Here is a 15,199-nt window from a genome sequence, read left to right as displayed (position 1 = left end):
GATTTTTACATATTAACTTTTCGTCATCTCATGCCCAATTGCACGATATCCTATGTCACTTCGATAAAATAGACCATCACTCTCAATTTTACCGATTTCTTTATATACTTTATCTTTTGCTTCTTGTAAACTACTTGCCTTACAAGCAACAAATAATACACGGCCACCGTTCGTTACAAAGTCCCCATGTTTCATTGCTGTACCTGCATGGAAAACAATCACATTTTGCAGTGCATCTAGTCCGCTAATAATATCACCTTTTTTATATGCTTCTGGATATCCTTTAGAAGCAAGTACAACACCGATTACCGCTTCTTCTGACCATTGTAACGTTAGTTCACTTTCATCTAATACAGCGTTACATACATCAACTAAATCGTTTTCTAATCGAGGTAATACAACTTCTGTTTCAGGATCACCGAAGCGTGCATTAAATTCAATTACCTTCGGACCATCATTTGTTAAAATAAGACCTGCGTATAAAATACCTGTAAACGAACGGTTTTCTTCAATCATCGCCTTAGCAGTTGGATGCAATACGGTTTGAATCGCTTCTTGAACTGCTGATTCTGGAATTTGTGGTACTGGAGAATATGCACCCATTCCGCCCGTATTTGGACCTTTATCACCATCAAAAGCTCTTTTATGATCTTGGGCGATTACCATTGGATGTACAGTTGTTCCATTCACGAATGCCATTAATGAAAATTCTTGTCCATCTAAAAACTCTTCAATAACAACCTTCTTACTTGCCGCGCCGAATTTCACATCTTGCAGCATTTCTTTCACAGCTTGTAATGCCTCTTCAAGCGTCATCGCTACCGTTACACCTTTACCCGCAGCTAAGCCGTCAGCTTTAATAACGATTGGTGCACCAACTTTTTGAATGTACTGTACTGCTTCTTCATAATCTGTAAAAGTTTCGTACGCCGCAGTTGGAATATCATACTTTTTCATAAGCTCTTTTGTAAAAGCTTTACTACCTTCAATAACAGCAGCCGCTTTATTCGGACCAAATACGCGAAGTCCCTCTTCTTTAAAACGATCAACAATTCCATTCATAAGCGGAATTTCTGGTCCAACGAAAGTTAACTCAACATTATTCTCTTTTGCAAATAAAACTAATGCATCAAAATCATTTTCATCAATATCAACTGGTGTTGCAACATCTCTCATACCTTCATTACCTGGTGCTACATATACCTTTTCTACTTTTTCAGATTGTGCAAACTTCCAAGCTAAAGCATGCTCACGCCCACCGCGGCCAATTACTAAAACATTCATATTTCATCCCCCAATAATTAAATAAGTACAAACTAGAAGCTATGCTCCTAGTTTGCTTTTTCATATCAATAAAAGGTTATCTCGACCGGACTTTTTAAACATCCATATCAATAAAGGTTTAAAAAGGAGGATTAAGAGAACCGAGCAGGTCTAGGCGCATTTGCCAGGAGGACACGGAGTGTAGCTTTCCTACATGAGTACCGTACTGGCATTGCAACGACGACATGCGAAGGTTATCTTAACCGGACTTTTTAAACATCCTCTATTAGTGTTTGAAATGACGTACGCCAGTGAACACCATAGCAATCCCATAAGTATCTGCCACTTTAATAGAATCTTCATCACGGATTGATCCGCCCGGTTGAATGATTGCTGTAATTCCTGCTTTTGCTGCTTCTTCTAATGTATCTGGCATTGGGAAGAAAGCATCAGATGCAAGCGCGCTACCTTGTGTTTTTTCACCAGCTTGTGTAATTGCGATTTTTGCAGAACCTACACGGTTCATCTGTCCCGCACCGACACCAATTGTCATGTCATCTTTCGCTAAAACAATTGCGTTTGATTTCACATGTTTTACAACTTTCCAAGCTAGTTTTAAATCTTTCCATTCTTGCTCTGAAGGTTCACGTTTCGTTGGAATTGAAATTGTACTTTCATCTAATGATAACGTATCTTCCTCTTGAACGAGAAGTCCACCTTGTATAGAAGTTAGTTTTTTGCTTGCACTTGTCGCTTTTTCAATATTTATAGTTAATAAACGTAAGTTCTTCTTACTTTGCAACACTTCTAAAGCTTCTTGTGAGAACGAAGGTGCGATAACAATTTCTAAGAAAATTTCATGTAACTTTTCTGCTGTAGCTTTATCAATTTCACGATTTGCTGCGATAATACCGCCGAAGATTGATACTGGATCTGCTTCATAAGCACGAGTATATGCTTCGTGAATATTAGTTCCTACTCCAACACCACATGGATTCATATGTTTTACTGCTACTACTGCTGGTTCTGTAAATTCTTTTACGATGCTAAGCGCTGCGTCTGCATCATTAATATTGTTATACGATAATTCCTTACCGTGTAATTGTTCTGCGTATGCAACAGAAGAAGTTGCTGCGAATGGCGCTTTATAGAAAGTTGCTTTTTGATGTGGGTTCTCGCCATAACGTAAGTCTTGCTTTTTCTCAAATGTCACGGTTAATGTTTCTGGACTTTCTTCACCCATTTGCTCTGTTAAGTAGTTAGAAATTAGCGCATCATACGCTGCTGTATGACGGAATACTTTCGCTGCTAGTTTACGTTTTGTTTCCTCTGCTACTTCACCGTTCTCTTTCAGTTCTGCTAACACAATATCATAATCTACTGGATCTACAATTACCGATACGAATTTATGATTTTTCGCAGCAGAGCGAATCATTGTTGGGCCACCGATATCAATATTTTCAATTGCATCAGCAAATGTTACATCAGGCTTAGCGATTGTTTCTTTAAATGGGTATAAGTTAACAACAACAAAGTCAATTGGCTCTATACCTAACTCATTCATTTGTGTTACATGTGTTTCATTATCACGAACTGCTAATAGACCACCATGAATATTTGGATGTAATGTTTTCACACGGCCATCCATAATTTCAGGGAAACCAGTTACTTCAGAAATGCCGATTACTTGTAAGCCGTTTTCTTCTAGTAACTTTTTCGTACCACCTGTTGAAATAACTTCAATCCCTTGTTCTAGTAATCCTTTAACAAATTCTACTACTCCTGTTTTATCTGAAACACTTACTAATGCACGCTTTTTCATTTATCCTTCACCCCTGGTTGTATGTTAGTTAACAGTTGATTCTTTCACAGACTGAACAATTTGATTCACTGTATTTACGTATAATTTATGTTCAACTTGTTGAATTTTCTTTTGTAAGCTTTCTCTCGTATCCCCTTCAGAAACAGCCACTGCTTCTTGTGCAATAATTGGCCCTGTATCCATACCTGCATCTACATAATGAATTGTTACTCCAGTTATTTTCACACCTGCTTCTAACGCTTGACCGACAGCATCTTTACCCGGAAAGCTCGGTAGTAATGATGGATGAATATTAATAATCTTCCCGCCGTATGCTTCTAATAACGTCGGCCCGATTAAACGCATATATCCAGCTAAAATAACATAATCAATTTCATATTCTTCTAGCTTCTTTAATATCTCTTTTTCAAACGCTTCTTTTGACTCATATGCTTTCGCTGAAAAAGCAAAACACGGAATATGATGATAATTTGCCCGTCCAACAGCGCGTGCTTCTGGTTTATCACATACTAATAAACTAATTTCTGCATCCAATCTTTTTTCTTCTACCGCATTAACGAGAGATTGAAAGTTAGATCCGCTTCCAGAAGCAAAAACTGCTAATCTACTCATAGTGCTGTGCCCCCATTAAAAGTAACGCCAGCTCCTTGTATAGTACGTCCAATAATACGAGCCATTTCTCCTTGCTCTTCAAGAAGACGAACAACATCTTTTGCATCTTCTTCCTTCACTGCTACTACCATACCAATACCCATGTTAAAAATATTGAACATTTCTTTCTCTTCCAGTTTTCCAACTTCTTGAAGCAAACTAAAGATCGGCTGAATTTCCCAAGATCCTAGTTCAATCTCAGCACCGATTCCTTCTGGCAACATGCGTGGAATATTTTCAATAAATCCGCCACCTGTAATATGCGCCATACCGTATACTTCATGTTTCTTCAATAGTTCTAAAATAGGTTTGACATAAATTTTCGTTGGTTTTAATAATTCTTCACCAAGAGGTAGTTCTAAGCGGCCATAAATACGCTCTAAAGATAGTTCTCCATCTTCTAGTAACACTTTTCGTACTAAAGAGTAACCATTGCTATGAATACCGCTAGATGCTAAGCCAATTAGCACGTGACCAGCTTCAATCTTTTCACCTGTTACAATTTTCTTTTTATCAACAATCCCAACTGTAAAACCAGCTAAATCATATTCTTCCGTAGAATACATTCCTGGCATTTCAGCTGTTTCTCCACCGATTAATGCACAACCAGCTTGGCGACAGCCCTCTGATATACCTTTGACGATGTTTTCAATTTTACTAGGTTCAGCTTTACCACAAGCAATATAATCAAGGAAGAAAAGCGGCTCTGCGCCTTGGACAACAATATCATTTACACACATTGCTACTGCATCAATACCAATTGTGTCATGTTTATCTGCCATAAAAGCGAGCATCAATTTCGTTCCCACGCCATCTGTTCCAGATACTAATACAGGTTCTTCTAATGCAAATTTTGATAGATCAAACATACCTCCAAAACCGCCTAAACCGCCTAGTACTTCTTTTCTCATAGTTGTTTGTACGTGTTTTTTCATGCGAGATACCGCTTCATATCCAGCTTCAATATCTACTCCTGCTTGCTTATATGCATTCGCCATCGTTATTTACACCTCGTCTTTTAATTTCTCCCCATCCAGGGCGGGCTATTTTAAGAAAGGATCTAGCTTCTACATCAAAAGAAGTAGAAGCTTTTCTCACTTTTCTTATTTCATGCTTTCTAAAAGCTCTTGCTCATAATCATAAAGAGCTGTTGGATAGTCCCCATTAAAGTAAGCCATGCATAGGCCGCCATATTTCCCTTCATATGGACGTCCAATTGCATCTACTAATCCATCTTCACTTAAAAATGTTAAAGAATCTGCTCCGATCATTTCACGGATTTCTTCTACTGTATGATTTGCTGCAATTAATTCTTTTCTCGTTTGAATATCAATGCCATAGAAACATGGATATTTCAGAGGTGGTGAAGCAATTCTTACGTGAACTTCTGTCGCTCCAGCCTCACGAAGCATACGAACAATTCGTTTACTTGTCGTTCCTCTTACGATAGAGTCATCAATCATAACAACTCGTTTCCCTTCAACTACACCTCTTACTGCGGAAAGCTTCATCTTAACCCCTTGCTCGCGCAGTTCTTGAGAAGGTTGAATAAACGTACGTCCAACGTAACGATTTTTAATTAATCCTAACTCATATGGAATACCTGTCGCCTCCGCATAGCCAATCGCAGCTGAAATACTAGAGTCTGGTACACCAGTAACAACATCTGCTTCAATAGGAGCTTCTGCCGCTAAACGTTTCCCCATATTCTTACGTGCTGCATGAACATTAACGCCTGCAATATTAGAATCTGGTCGTGCAAAGTAAATATATTCCATACTACAAATTGCATGTTCTACATCGTTTGTGAAACGATCTACGTGAATTCCTTCATCATTAATGATAAGTAATTCACCCGGTTCTACATCACGAATGTATGTTGCACCTACTACATCAAAAGCACATGTTTCAGATGCTACAACGTAAGCATCCCCCATCTTTCCAATTGAAAGCGGACGGAACCCATTCGGATCTAATGCAACGATCATTTCATTTCCAGTTAGTAAAAGATACGCAAACGCACCTTTCACTTTATTTAAAGCCTCTTTTACACTTTCAATTAAAGAATCTTTCGTGCTACGTTTAATAAGATGTAAAAGTACTTCTGTATCTGAACTAGTTTGAAAAATACTGCCCTCTGCTTCTAATTCACGACGAAGCATTTTTGCGTTAATTAAATTTCCGTTATGAGCTAACGCCATACTATGATCGGAAAAACGGAACAACAATGGTTGAACGTTAGCAACTTCACTTCCACCAGCTGTTGCATATCGTACATGTCCGATTGCTGATTTTCCATTTAATCCTTCTAGCTCACCTCTTGAAAACACTTCTGATATTAAACCTAACCCCTTGTGACCGACGATTTTTTCCCCATTATTTACGACAATGCCTGCGCCTTCTTGCCCACGGTGCTGTAAACTGTGCAATCCGTAGTATGAAACTTGTGCTGCATTTTCATGCCCCCAAATTCCGAAAACGCCACATTCTTCGTTTAACCCCTTTATTTCAGCAAGCATGGGATTGCCCCTTTCCAAGCCTTTCTCATTTCATCTACATTTGCTGTAAGTAATACTTCATTTTCTTCATTATGAATTGTTACTTCATTTGTACTTGTTACTTCTCCAACTTGGATTGCTTCTACTGCTTTCTCAAACGCCTCTTTATTTTCACGTTTTACAGTTATCACGAAGCGAGACTGTGATTCAGCGAATAATGCTGCTGTTGCTTCTCCATCTAATTTCACAGTAGCACCTAAGCCTTTAGCACCAATTGCACTTTCTGAAATCGCAACTGCTAAACCACCTTCAGCAACATCATGTGCAGATTGAACAAGACCAGCCTGAATTGCTTCTAATACTTGTTTTTGGCGTTTTAATTCTACATCTAAATCGATACTTGGTGATTGACCGAAAATTTTGCCGTGAATCATTTTCTGTAATTCACTTCCGCCAAACTCAGCTTTCGTCTCACCAATTACATACACTAAATCACCAGCTTGCTTAAACTCTTGTGTTGTTACATGTTTTAAGTCATGCACAAGTCCCACCATCCCAACAGTTGGTGTTGGATATACAGCTTCACCACTACGCTCGTTATACATCGATACGTTTCCGCCGATAACTGGTGTTTGTAATGTGCGACAAGCTTCACTCATACCGTCTACTGATTTCTCAATCTGCCAGAAGATTTCTGGTTTTTCTGGGTTACCGAAGTTTAAGCAATCTGTAATTGCAAGTGGCTCTCCGCCAGAACATACGATATTACGCGCTGCCTCTGCTACTGCAATTTTACCGCCCATCTCTGGGTCTAGATAAATGTAGCGAGAGTTACAATCTGTCGTCATTGCTAATCCTTTTTCTGTACCGCGTACACGTACAACTGCAGCATCTGAACCTGGCGTAACAACTGTGCTTGTGCGAACCTGGTAATCGTATTGATCGTATACCCACTCTTTACTTGCAATTGTTGGTTGCTGTAATAAAGCAAATAACGCGTCTTTATAATTTTCTACTTTTGGCGTTTCCATTTTCATTGCTTGGAATTCAGCAAAGTATGCTGCTTCTTTTGATGGCTTATGATAAATTGGTGCTTCTTCTGCTAAAGCATCTGCTGGAACTTCAGCTACCTTTTCACCTTTATGGAATAAACGAAGCATTTTATCTTCTGTTACTTTCCCCATCGTAACCGCTGCAAGACCATACTTCTCAAATAAATCTACTATTTCTTGTTCTCTACCTTTTTTCACGACAATTAACATACGCTCTTGTGATTCAGATAGCATCATTTCATATGGTGTCATTCCTGTTTCACGCTGTGGTACATCATCTAAGTACATTTCAATACCCATTCCTGCTTTACTTGCCATTTCTGCAGATGATGATGTTAAACCAGCCGCACCCATATCTTGAATTCCAACAAGTGCATCAGATTGAATTAATTCTAAACACGCTTCAATAAGAAGTTTTTCCATAAATGGATCCCCTACTTGAACCGCTGGACGTTTCGCTTCTGAGCTTTCAGATAGTTCTTCCGACGCGAATGTTGCACCGTGAATACCGTCACGACCAGTTGATGCTCCTACGTACATTACTGTGTTACCAGCACCGTGCGCTTGCCCTTTTTTAATGTCTTCGTGGTTAATCAAACCTACGCACATTGCATTTACAAGTGGATTTCCTTCATAACATGGATCAAATTGTACTTCGCCGCCAACAGTCGGAATACCGATGCAGTTACCGTATCCTGCAATTCCTGCTACTACTTCTTCGAATAAATATTTCACACGTGGTGACTGTAATTCACCGAAACGAAGTGAGTTTAATAGAGCTACCGGACGTGCTCCCATAGAGAATACGTCACGAATAATACCACCAACACCTGTTGCAGCTCCTTGATATGGTTCAATAGCTGAAGGATGGTTATGACTTTCCATTTTAAATACAACTGCTTGATTATCACCGATATCTACAATTCCAGCACCTTCTCCAGGTCCTTGCAGAACGCGCTCACCTGTAGTTGGAAACTTACGAAGAACTGGTTTCGAATTTTTATAACTACAATGTTCAGACCACATTACAGAGAATAACCCTGTTTCTGTATAATTTGGCAGACGACCTAAAATCTTTTCAACCATGGCAAACTCTTCGTCTGTTAGCCCCATTTCCGCATATATACGCTCTTCTTTAATTTGTGTTGGATTTGGTTCAAGCATTAACGACATATGTTTCCCTCCACTGTTTTAAGATAGATTGAAAGACTTTTAACCCTTCAGCACCGCCAAGTAATTCATCTACAGCACGCTCTGGGTGTGGCATCATACCAAGTACATTTCCTTTTTCATTTACAATACCAGCAATATCTGAAACGCTACCGTTAGGGTTTTCTACGTAACGGAATGCGATTTGATTGTTCTCTTCTAATTGTTTAAGAGTCGCTTCATCACAATAGTAATTCCCCTCACCATGCGCAATTGGAATATTAATTACTTCATTTTTTCCATATTGTGATGTAAACATCGTTTCATTATTTTCAACTCGCAACTGAACAGTGCGACACATAAATTTTAAGTTTTCGTTTCTCATTAACGCTCCTGGTAGTAATCCTGATTCAACAAGAATCTGGAATCCATTACATACACCTAAAATCGGCTTTCCTTGCTCAGCAGCTTTTTGCACTGCTTTCATTGCATTAGCAAAGCGAGAGATAGCACCGCAGCGTAAGTAGTCACCATAAGAAAATCCACCTGGTAGTAGAATTGCATCATATTCATCTAAATTCTCTGTATCGTGCCAAACGTAATCTACTTCTTCGCCAAGCTCATCTTTAATTGCATGGAACATATCGACATCACAGTTCGAACCCGGAAATACTATTACGGCAAATTTCACTGTGCGACAACCTCCTCAACTTCATAACGGAAGTCTTCCATTACAACGTTCGCTAATAGTTTTTCACACATTTCCTTTACCTTGCTATCTAAATCAGATACAGATTTATCAATTGTTAGTTCCATGTACTTTCCGATTCGAACATCTTGTACTTCTGTGAATGAAAGACTATGAAGTGCTCCTTTTACTGCTGTTCCTTGTGGATCTAATACGCTCTCTCTTAATGTTACATATACCTTAACTTTATACATGTGAAATTCCCCCTAAACGTTTTAAAATCTCTTCATAAGCATCTGTTAAATTTCCAAGATCACGACGGAATACGTCTTTATCAAACTTTTCATTGCTCGTTTCATCCCATAAACGGCAAGTATCTGGTGAAATTTCATCCGCTAAAATGATTTCTCCTTCTTCCGTTACACCAAACTCTAATTTGAAATCTACTAATCTTACACGACAGCTTGCGAAATGATCAATCAACACTTGATTGATTTGTAGAGCCATATCTCGTAATACACTTACTTGCTCTGGTGATGCAACGTTTAATACACGAATATGATCTTCCGTTACAAGCGGATCTCCTAAATCATCATCTTTGAAGTAAAATTCTACGATTGGTTCTGCAAGTACAGTTCCCTCTTCCATTCCTAATCGTTTTGAAAGACTTCCTGCAATTACATTTCTTGTGACAACTTCTAAAGGAATAATACTCACTTTTTTAACAAGTTGTTCTGTTTCAGATAACTTCTCAACAAAATGCGTTTTAATTCCCACTTCTTGTAACTTTCTGAACAATAAAGTTGTAATTTCATTGTTCAAACGACCTTTTCCTGTAATCGTCTCTTTTTTCTCCCCATTGAAAGCAGTCGCACTATCTTTGTACTCTACCCAAACCATATCTGCTGATTCTGTACGATAAATTCTTTTTGCCTTACCTTCATACAGCAATTCTAGCTTTTGCATTTCGCAAGCCCCCTGTAGTTTGAAAAATGTGAATAATGTTTTTATAAAGAATGGCACAGAATGACTCTATTCTGTGCCATATGAAATTTTACGCTTCGTTTAATCCAAGGCGTTCAAAGATTGTATCAACGTGTTGCATATGATGCTCATAGTTGAAGCATTCATTAATTTCTTCTTGTGTTAACTTGCTTGTAATACGCTCATCAGCTTCTACAAGCTCTTTAAATTGTACTTGTGTTTCCCAAGCTTCCATCGCTTTAGGCTGTACGATATCATAAGCTTCTTCACGTACCATACCTTTGTCAATTAGTGTAAGCATTACGCGCTGAGAATAAATTAAGCCGTATGTTCTTGTCATATTGCGTTTCATATTCTCTGGGTATACAGTTAAGTTTTTAACGATATTACCAAAGCGATTTAACATGTAATTTAATGCGATTGTAGCATCTGGTAAAATTACGCGTTCTGCCGAAGAGTGAGAAATGTCACGCTCATGCCATAATGGAACATTTTCGTAAGCTGTCATCATATAACCGCGGATAACACGAGCTAAACCAGTCATATTTTCAGAACCAATTGGATTACGTTTATGTGGCATTGCAGAAGAACCTTTTTGACCTTTTGCGAAAGCTTCTTCAACTTCACGTGTTTCACTCTTTTGTAAACCACGAATCTCAACTGCCATCTTTTCGATAGATGTTGCAATTAGTGCAAGTGTTGACATGTAGTGTGCATGACGATCACGTTGCAATGTTTGTGTTGAAATTGGTGCTGCTTCTAATCCTAAATTTTCACAAACATATTTTTCTACGAATGGATCGATATTTGCATATGTACCAACCGCACCAGATAGTTTACCAACACGAACTGTATCAGCAGCTTGTTTGAAACGCTCTACGTTACGTTTCATTTCTTCATACCAAAGACCAAGTTTTAAACCAAATGTCGTTGGTTCTGCATGAACACCATGTGTTCTTCCCATCATGATTGTGTATTTATGCTCTTTCGCTTTGTTAGCTAAAATGCTTACAAAGTTCTCTAAGTCTTTTAATATAATTTCATTCGCTTGTTTTAAGATGTAAGATAATGCTGTATCTACTACGTCTGTAGATGTTAAACCGTAATGAACCCATTTACGTTCTTCGCCTAATGCTGGCGTTTCTGATACAGCACGAGTGAATGCAACTACGTCATGACGTGTTTCTTTTTCAATTTCATAAATACGATCAATATCAAATGATGCATGTTCACGAATTTTTTTAACATCTTCTTTTGGAATATCGCCAAGCTCAGCCCATGCTTCACAAGCTAAAATCTCAACTTCTAACCACGCTTTAAATTTGTTCTCTTCCGTCCAAATCGCACCCATTTCAGGGCGTGTATAACGACTAATCATCTTTTTCCCTCCAACAGTTGTTCTTGATGGTCCCAAATATGCAAACTCTTCGCTTTTTCTAGAGCGACTTCAATATTATCATTTAAAATATTAACATGCCCCATTTTTCGCTGTGCTTTTGCTTCTTCTTTTCCATACAAGTGTAAATAGCACCCGGTTAATCTATTCACTTGTCTTAGGACCCCTTCTATATGTTCGCCTAAAATGTTTACCATGACAACTGGTTTTAACAAATTTGTTTCTCCTAGAGGTAAATTACAGATTGCTCGAATATGTTGACCAAATTGACTCGTCTCACATGCATCCTGTGTATAGTGTCCTGAATTGTGAGGTCGTGGCGCTAATTCATTAATATAAATCTCACCATTATCTGTAGCAAACATCTCTACAGCTAGTGTTCCCACAAGTTCTAATTCATCCGCAAGTACCTTTGCATAAGCAATTGCTTTTTGAGAAAGCTCTTCTGTAATGCGAGCTGGAACGATAGATTCATGTAAAATGTTATTTACATGAATATTTTCTGCTACTGGAAACACTTTTGTTTCACCACTTACACTACGAATCACAATAACTGATACTTCTTTTTCAAAAGGCACCCATTTCTCTAAAATACATTCTGCTTTATCCACAAGATTTCTTGCTGTCTCAACATCAGCTTCTCTTCTTAAAACAACTTGCCCTTTCCCATCATATCCACCTGTCGTCGTTTTTAAGACGGAAGGGAATGATAACTCAGCAATTGCTTCTGTAAGCTGATCTTGATTTTGAACTAGTCTATACGTTGCTACTGGTAACCCAGCCTTCTCAATCGCATTCTTTTCTGTAAAACGATTTTGCGTTGTATTTAACAACTGACTACCTTGTGGTAAGTACGCATGTTTTTCAAGCCATTGTAAACATCTATAATCAATATTCTCAAATTCATATGTGACAACATCACTTATCTCTGCTAAATGCTGAATTGCTTTTAAATTATCATATGGTGCAACAATTTCAATATCAGCAACTTGTGCACATGGCGAATGCTTTGTAGGATCTAAAACAGCAATTTTATATCCCATCTCCTTAGCTGCCAATGCCATCATTCTTCCTAGCTGGCCGCCTCCAATAATGCCGATTGTTTTTCCAGGTAAAATGATTCTCGTCATACTAGCTCACTACCTTCACGCACATCTTTTTCAATCGCTTCTCGTCTCAATTCTAATGCATCATGTATGTCATCATGGAATGATCCAAGTATTTGTGCGGCAAGTAATCCAGCATTCGTTGAACCGGCTTTACCAATTGCAACAGTTGCAACTGGAACACCTCCTGGCATTTGGACGATGGATAATAATGAATCTAAGCCGTTTAATGCTTTTGATTGAACTGGAACTCCAATTACAGGAAGATTTGTCTTCGCTGCAACCATTCCTGGTAAATGTGCTGCTCCACCAGCTCCAGCAATAATAACTTTCAATCCACGTTCACGAGCCGTCTCTGCATATTCAAACATATAATCCGGAGTCCGATGAGCGGATACAACTTTTTTCTCATACGGTATATTTAATTCATCTAAAATGTCACAAGCATATTTCATTGTTTCCCAGTCTGACGTACTTCCCATTATGACTCCAACTAGTGATTTCATATTAGAATCCCCCCGATTCAAATAAAAAAAGCCTGAAATAGAACAGTTTCTCTTTTACTATGAGAGAAAGCGCTCTACTCAGGCATACGTATCCCTTGTGAATAGAAAAATACCGAGTGACTTTCCCTCATAGTCTAACGAATAACGGTCGTTAGGTAGAGACTTGCAGGCCATATCCCCGCGATTATATGAGGTCTTATATTATTGTTTCTATGGTTATATTAACAATATTTCATAAACAATGTCAATAAATAATCGAATGTTTTTTTATTAGTAGTCAATAACGTTCGTGTTTTAGTTGTATTCAAAAGAAGAATTGCAACTATATGCAAGAAGAAAAGGGAATTAGAATATATATTTCTAGACATCTATTTTACGTATAATCTTTTAAATGGCACTTCAGTATGTTTTAAATCAAAATATATACACTCTTGTATTATTATAACGATTTAATTTCTAAGGAGGATAACTGTTAAAGAAAGAACTATGCTATTATCCTATTTATTTTTCTCTATTGCAGTAATTTCTGTAATTATTAAATACTTATTTATAGCATCTCATTATTTAAAATATATACTTATGATAGAAATAATGTGTCCTATTTTAAGTATTACTTTAGTGGCTATTTCATTCTTTTTCGTCTTTAGCTTTATTAAATTTATGGATTATAGCATTCGGTAAATAAAAATAAACACAAAAAAACCTAAGTCGAAATGACTTAGGTTCTTGCTTGGCGACGTCCTACTCTCACAGGGACAAGGTCCCAACTACCATCGGCGCTAGAGAGCTTAACTTCCGTGTTCGGTATGGGAACGGGTGTGACCTCTCTGCCATCATCACCAAACTATTGAAGGCATATTCCTTCAAAACTAGATAACATTGCTACATATTATATGGTTAAGTCCTCGATCTATTAGTATTCGTCAGCTCCACATGTCACCATGCTTCCACCTCGAACCTATCAACCTGATCATCTTTCAGGGATCTTACTAGCTTACGCTATGGGAAATCTCATCTTGAGGGGGGCTTCATGCTTAGATGCTTTCAGCACTTATCCCTTCCGCACATAGCTACCCAGCTATGCCCTTGGCAGAACAACTGGTACACCAGCGGTGCGTCCATCCCGGTCCTCTCGTACTAAGGACAGCTCCTCTCAAATTTCCTACGCCCACGACGGATAGGGACCGAACTGTCTCACGACGTTCTGAACCCAGCTCGCGTACCGCTTTAATGGGCGAACAGCCCAACCCTTGGGACCGACTACAGCCCCAGGATGCGATGAGCCGACATCGAGGTGCCAAACCTCCCCGTCGATGTGGACTCTTGGGGGAGATAAGCCTGTTATCCCCGGGGTAGCTTTTATCCGTTGAGCGATGGCCCTTCCATGCGGAACCACCGGATCACTAAGCCCGACTTTCGTCCCTGCTCGACTTGTAGGTCTCGCAGTCAAGCTCCCTTATGCCTTTGCACTCTACGAATGATTTCCAACCATTCTGAGGGAACCTTTGGGCGCCTCCGTTACACTTTAGGAGGCGACCGCCCCAGTCAAACTGCCCACCTGACACTGTCTCCCGGGTCGATAAGACCCGTAGGTTAGAATTTCAATACAGTCAGGGCGGTATCCCACCAGCGCCTCCACCGAAGCTAGCGCTCCGGTTTCAATGGCTCCCGCCTATCCTGTACAAACTGTACCAAAATTCAATATCAGGCTACAGTAAAGCTCCACGGGGTCTTTCCGTCCTGTCGCGGGTAACCTGCATCTTCACAGGTACTATAATTTCACCGAGTCTCTGGTTGAGACAGTGCCCAAATCGTTACACCTTTCGTGCGGGTCGGAACTTACCCGACAAGGAATTTCGCTACCTTAGGACCGTTATAGTTACGGCCGCCGTTTACTGGGGCTTCAGTTCAGAGCTTCGCTTACGCTAACCCCTCTCCTTAACCTTCCAGCACCGGGCAGGTGTCACCCCCTATACTTCGCCTTACGGCTTCGCAGAGAGCTGTGTTTTTGCTAAACAGTCGCTTGGGCCTATTCACTGCGGCTTTCCGTTAAGAAAGCACCCCTTCTCCCGAAGTTACGGGGT

At 39.2% G+C, this 15,199-nt stretch carries 12 protein-coding genes, 2 rRNA genes, 1 pseudogene and 1 riboswitch (1 of these 16 running past the window's edge); of the genes and pseudogenes, 1 reads left to right on the top strand and 14 read right to left on the bottom strand.

What is annotated here, in order from left to right; translation table 11 throughout:
- Nucleotides 1-12: 12 nt before the first annotated feature.
- From purD to purE, 12 genes are all read right to left on the bottom strand, one after another.
- Nucleotides 13-1,284: a phosphoribosylamine--glycine ligase gene (gene purD / locus MHB52_RS01810; protein WP_061662922.1), complete on the bottom strand. Its 1,272-nt coding sequence runs from the start codon at nt 1,282-1,284 to the stop codon at nt 13-15.
- Between the two features lie 265 nt (nt 1,285-1,549).
- Nucleotides 1,550-3,085 (bottom strand): bifunctional phosphoribosylaminoimidazolecarboxamide formyltransferase/IMP cyclohydrolase, encoded by a 1,536-nt coding sequence (gene purH / locus MHB52_RS01805; protein ID WP_000745433.1) that lies wholly within the window; start codon nt 3,083-3,085, stop codon nt 1,550-1,552.
- 24 nt (nt 3,086-3,109) lie between these two features.
- Nucleotides 3,110-3,697, bottom strand: coding sequence for a phosphoribosylglycinamide formyltransferase (gene purN, locus MHB52_RS01800; protein WP_000088588.1), 588 nt, complete (start codon nt 3,695-3,697; stop codon nt 3,110-3,112).
- Entirely contained in the window at nt 3,694-4,734 is a 1,041-nt protein-coding gene (gene purM / locus MHB52_RS01795) for a phosphoribosylformylglycinamidine cyclo-ligase (RefSeq protein ID WP_001262439.1), read from the bottom strand. The genes purN and purM overlap by 4 nt, the downstream gene beginning before the upstream one ends.
- Before the next feature lie 105 nt (nt 4,735-4,839).
- On the bottom strand, nt 4,840-6,255 hold the full coding sequence (gene purF / locus MHB52_RS01790; RefSeq protein WP_000879025.1) for an amidophosphoribosyltransferase: 1,416 nt from the start codon (nt 6,253-6,255) through the stop codon (nt 4,840-4,842).
- The gene (purL, locus tag MHB52_RS01785; RefSeq protein ID WP_000055558.1) at nt 6,240-8,459 is read right to left on the bottom strand and encodes a phosphoribosylformylglycinamidine synthase II; all 2,220 of its coding nucleotides are present in this window, start codon (nt 8,457-8,459) and stop codon (nt 6,240-6,242) included. The genes purF and purL overlap by 16 nt, the downstream gene beginning before the upstream one ends.
- The gene (purQ, locus tag MHB52_RS01780) at nt 8,443-9,126 is read right to left on the bottom strand and encodes a phosphoribosylformylglycinamidine synthase subunit PurQ (protein WP_000666790.1); all 684 of its coding nucleotides are present in this window, start codon (nt 9,124-9,126) and stop codon (nt 8,443-8,445) included. The genes purL and purQ overlap by 17 nt, the downstream gene beginning before the upstream one ends.
- The gene (purS, locus tag MHB52_RS01775) at nt 9,123-9,377 is read right to left on the bottom strand and encodes a phosphoribosylformylglycinamidine synthase subunit PurS (protein ID WP_000278823.1); all 255 of its coding nucleotides are present in this window, start codon (nt 9,375-9,377) and stop codon (nt 9,123-9,125) included. Before purS ends, purQ begins: the two co-directional genes overlap by 4 nt.
- Nucleotides 9,370-10,089 carry a phosphoribosylaminoimidazolesuccinocarboxamide synthase gene (gene purC, locus MHB52_RS01770; RefSeq protein ID WP_001170544.1) on the bottom strand — a complete coding sequence of 240 codons (720 nt, stop codon included), beginning with the start codon at nt 10,087-10,089 and terminating at the stop codon, nt 9,370-9,372. Before purC ends, purS begins: the two co-directional genes overlap by 8 nt.
- Nucleotides 10,090-10,177: 88 nt before the next feature.
- Nucleotides 10,178-11,485: an adenylosuccinate lyase gene (purB, locus tag MHB52_RS01765; protein ID WP_000625682.1), complete on the bottom strand. Its 1,308-nt coding sequence runs from the start codon at nt 11,483-11,485 to the stop codon at nt 10,178-10,180.
- Nucleotides 11,482-12,633 carry a 5-(carboxyamino)imidazole ribonucleotide synthase gene (gene purK / locus MHB52_RS01760; protein ID WP_061662921.1) on the bottom strand — a complete coding sequence of 384 codons (1,152 nt, stop codon included), beginning with the start codon at nt 12,631-12,633 and terminating at the stop codon, nt 11,482-11,484. The genes purB and purK overlap by 4 nt, the downstream gene beginning before the upstream one ends.
- Nucleotides 12,630-13,115 carry a 5-(carboxyamino)imidazole ribonucleotide mutase gene (gene purE / locus MHB52_RS01755; RefSeq protein ID WP_000839367.1) on the bottom strand — a complete coding sequence of 162 codons (486 nt, stop codon included), beginning with the start codon at nt 13,113-13,115 and terminating at the stop codon, nt 12,630-12,632. The genes purK and purE overlap by 4 nt, the downstream gene beginning before the upstream one ends.
- Before the next feature lie 110 nt (nt 13,116-13,225).
- Nucleotides 13,226-13,327: riboswitch (purine riboswitch) on the bottom strand.
- A gap of 274 nt (nt 13,328-13,601) precedes the next feature.
- Between purE and MHB52_RS01750 the strand changes: the two are divergent.
- A pseudogene (locus MHB52_RS01750) lies at nt 13,602-13,800 on the top strand (hypothetical protein).
- A 43-nt stretch (nt 13,801-13,843) separates the two neighbouring features.
- Here MHB52_RS01750 and rrf read toward each other — a convergent pair.
- Both rrf and MHB52_RS01740 read right to left on the bottom strand, forming a co-directional pair.
- A 5S ribosomal RNA gene (gene rrf, locus MHB52_RS01745) occupies nt 13,844-13,959 on the bottom strand.
- Nucleotides 13,960-14,008: 49 nt separating this feature from the next.
- Nucleotides 14,009-15,199: ribosomal RNA gene (locus tag MHB52_RS01740) — 23S ribosomal RNA — on the bottom strand (it continues 1,732 nt past the right edge of the window).

The sequence above is a fragment of the Bacillus sp. FSL K6-0073 genome, from assembly GCF_038006085.1.
GTDB lineage: Bacteria > Bacillota > Bacilli > Bacillales > Bacillaceae_G > Bacillus_A > Bacillus_A cereus.
Note: the sequence above shows the minus strand (reverse complement) of the source record. Positions and strands in the feature narration are given on the sequence as shown.

What these genes read in the sequence shown, in the direction of transcription:
- purF (WP_000879025.1), bottom strand. Translation starts at nt 6,255, where the DNA reads ATGCTTGCTGAAATAAAGGGGTTAAACGAAGAATGTGGCGTTTTCGGA.
- purD (WP_061662922.1), bottom strand. Translation starts at nt 1,284, where the DNA reads ATGAATGTTTTAGTAATTGGCCGCGGTGGGCGTGAGCATGCTTTAGCT.
- purE (WP_000839367.1), bottom strand. Translation starts at nt 13,115, where the DNA reads ATGAAATCACTAGTTGGAGTCATAATGGGAAGTACGTCAGACTGGGAA.
- purM (WP_001262439.1), bottom strand. Translation starts at nt 4,734, where the DNA reads ATGGCGAATGCATATAAGCAAGCAGGAGTAGATATTGAAGCTGGATAT.
- purB (WP_000625682.1), bottom strand. Translation starts at nt 11,485, where the DNA reads ATGATTAGTCGTTATACACGCCCTGAAATGGGTGCGATTTGGACGGAA.
- purK (WP_061662921.1), bottom strand. Translation starts at nt 12,633, where the DNA reads ATGACGAGAATCATTTTACCTGGAAAAACAATCGGCATTATTGGAGGC.
- purH (WP_000745433.1), bottom strand. Translation starts at nt 3,085, where the DNA reads ATGAAAAAGCGTGCATTAGTAAGTGTTTCAGATAAAACAGGAGTAGTA.
- purL (WP_000055558.1), bottom strand. Translation starts at nt 8,459, where the DNA reads ATGTCGTTAATGCTTGAACCAAATCCAACACAAATTAAAGAAGAGCGT.
- purS (WP_000278823.1), bottom strand. Translation starts at nt 9,377, where the DNA reads ATGTATAAAGTTAAGGTATATGTAACATTAAGAGAGAGCGTATTAGAT.
- purN (WP_000088588.1), bottom strand. Translation starts at nt 3,697, where the DNA reads ATGAGTAGATTAGCAGTTTTTGCTTCTGGAAGCGGATCTAACTTTCAA.
- purC (WP_001170544.1), bottom strand. Translation starts at nt 10,089, where the DNA reads ATGCAAAAGCTAGAATTGCTGTATGAAGGTAAGGCAAAAAGAATTTAT.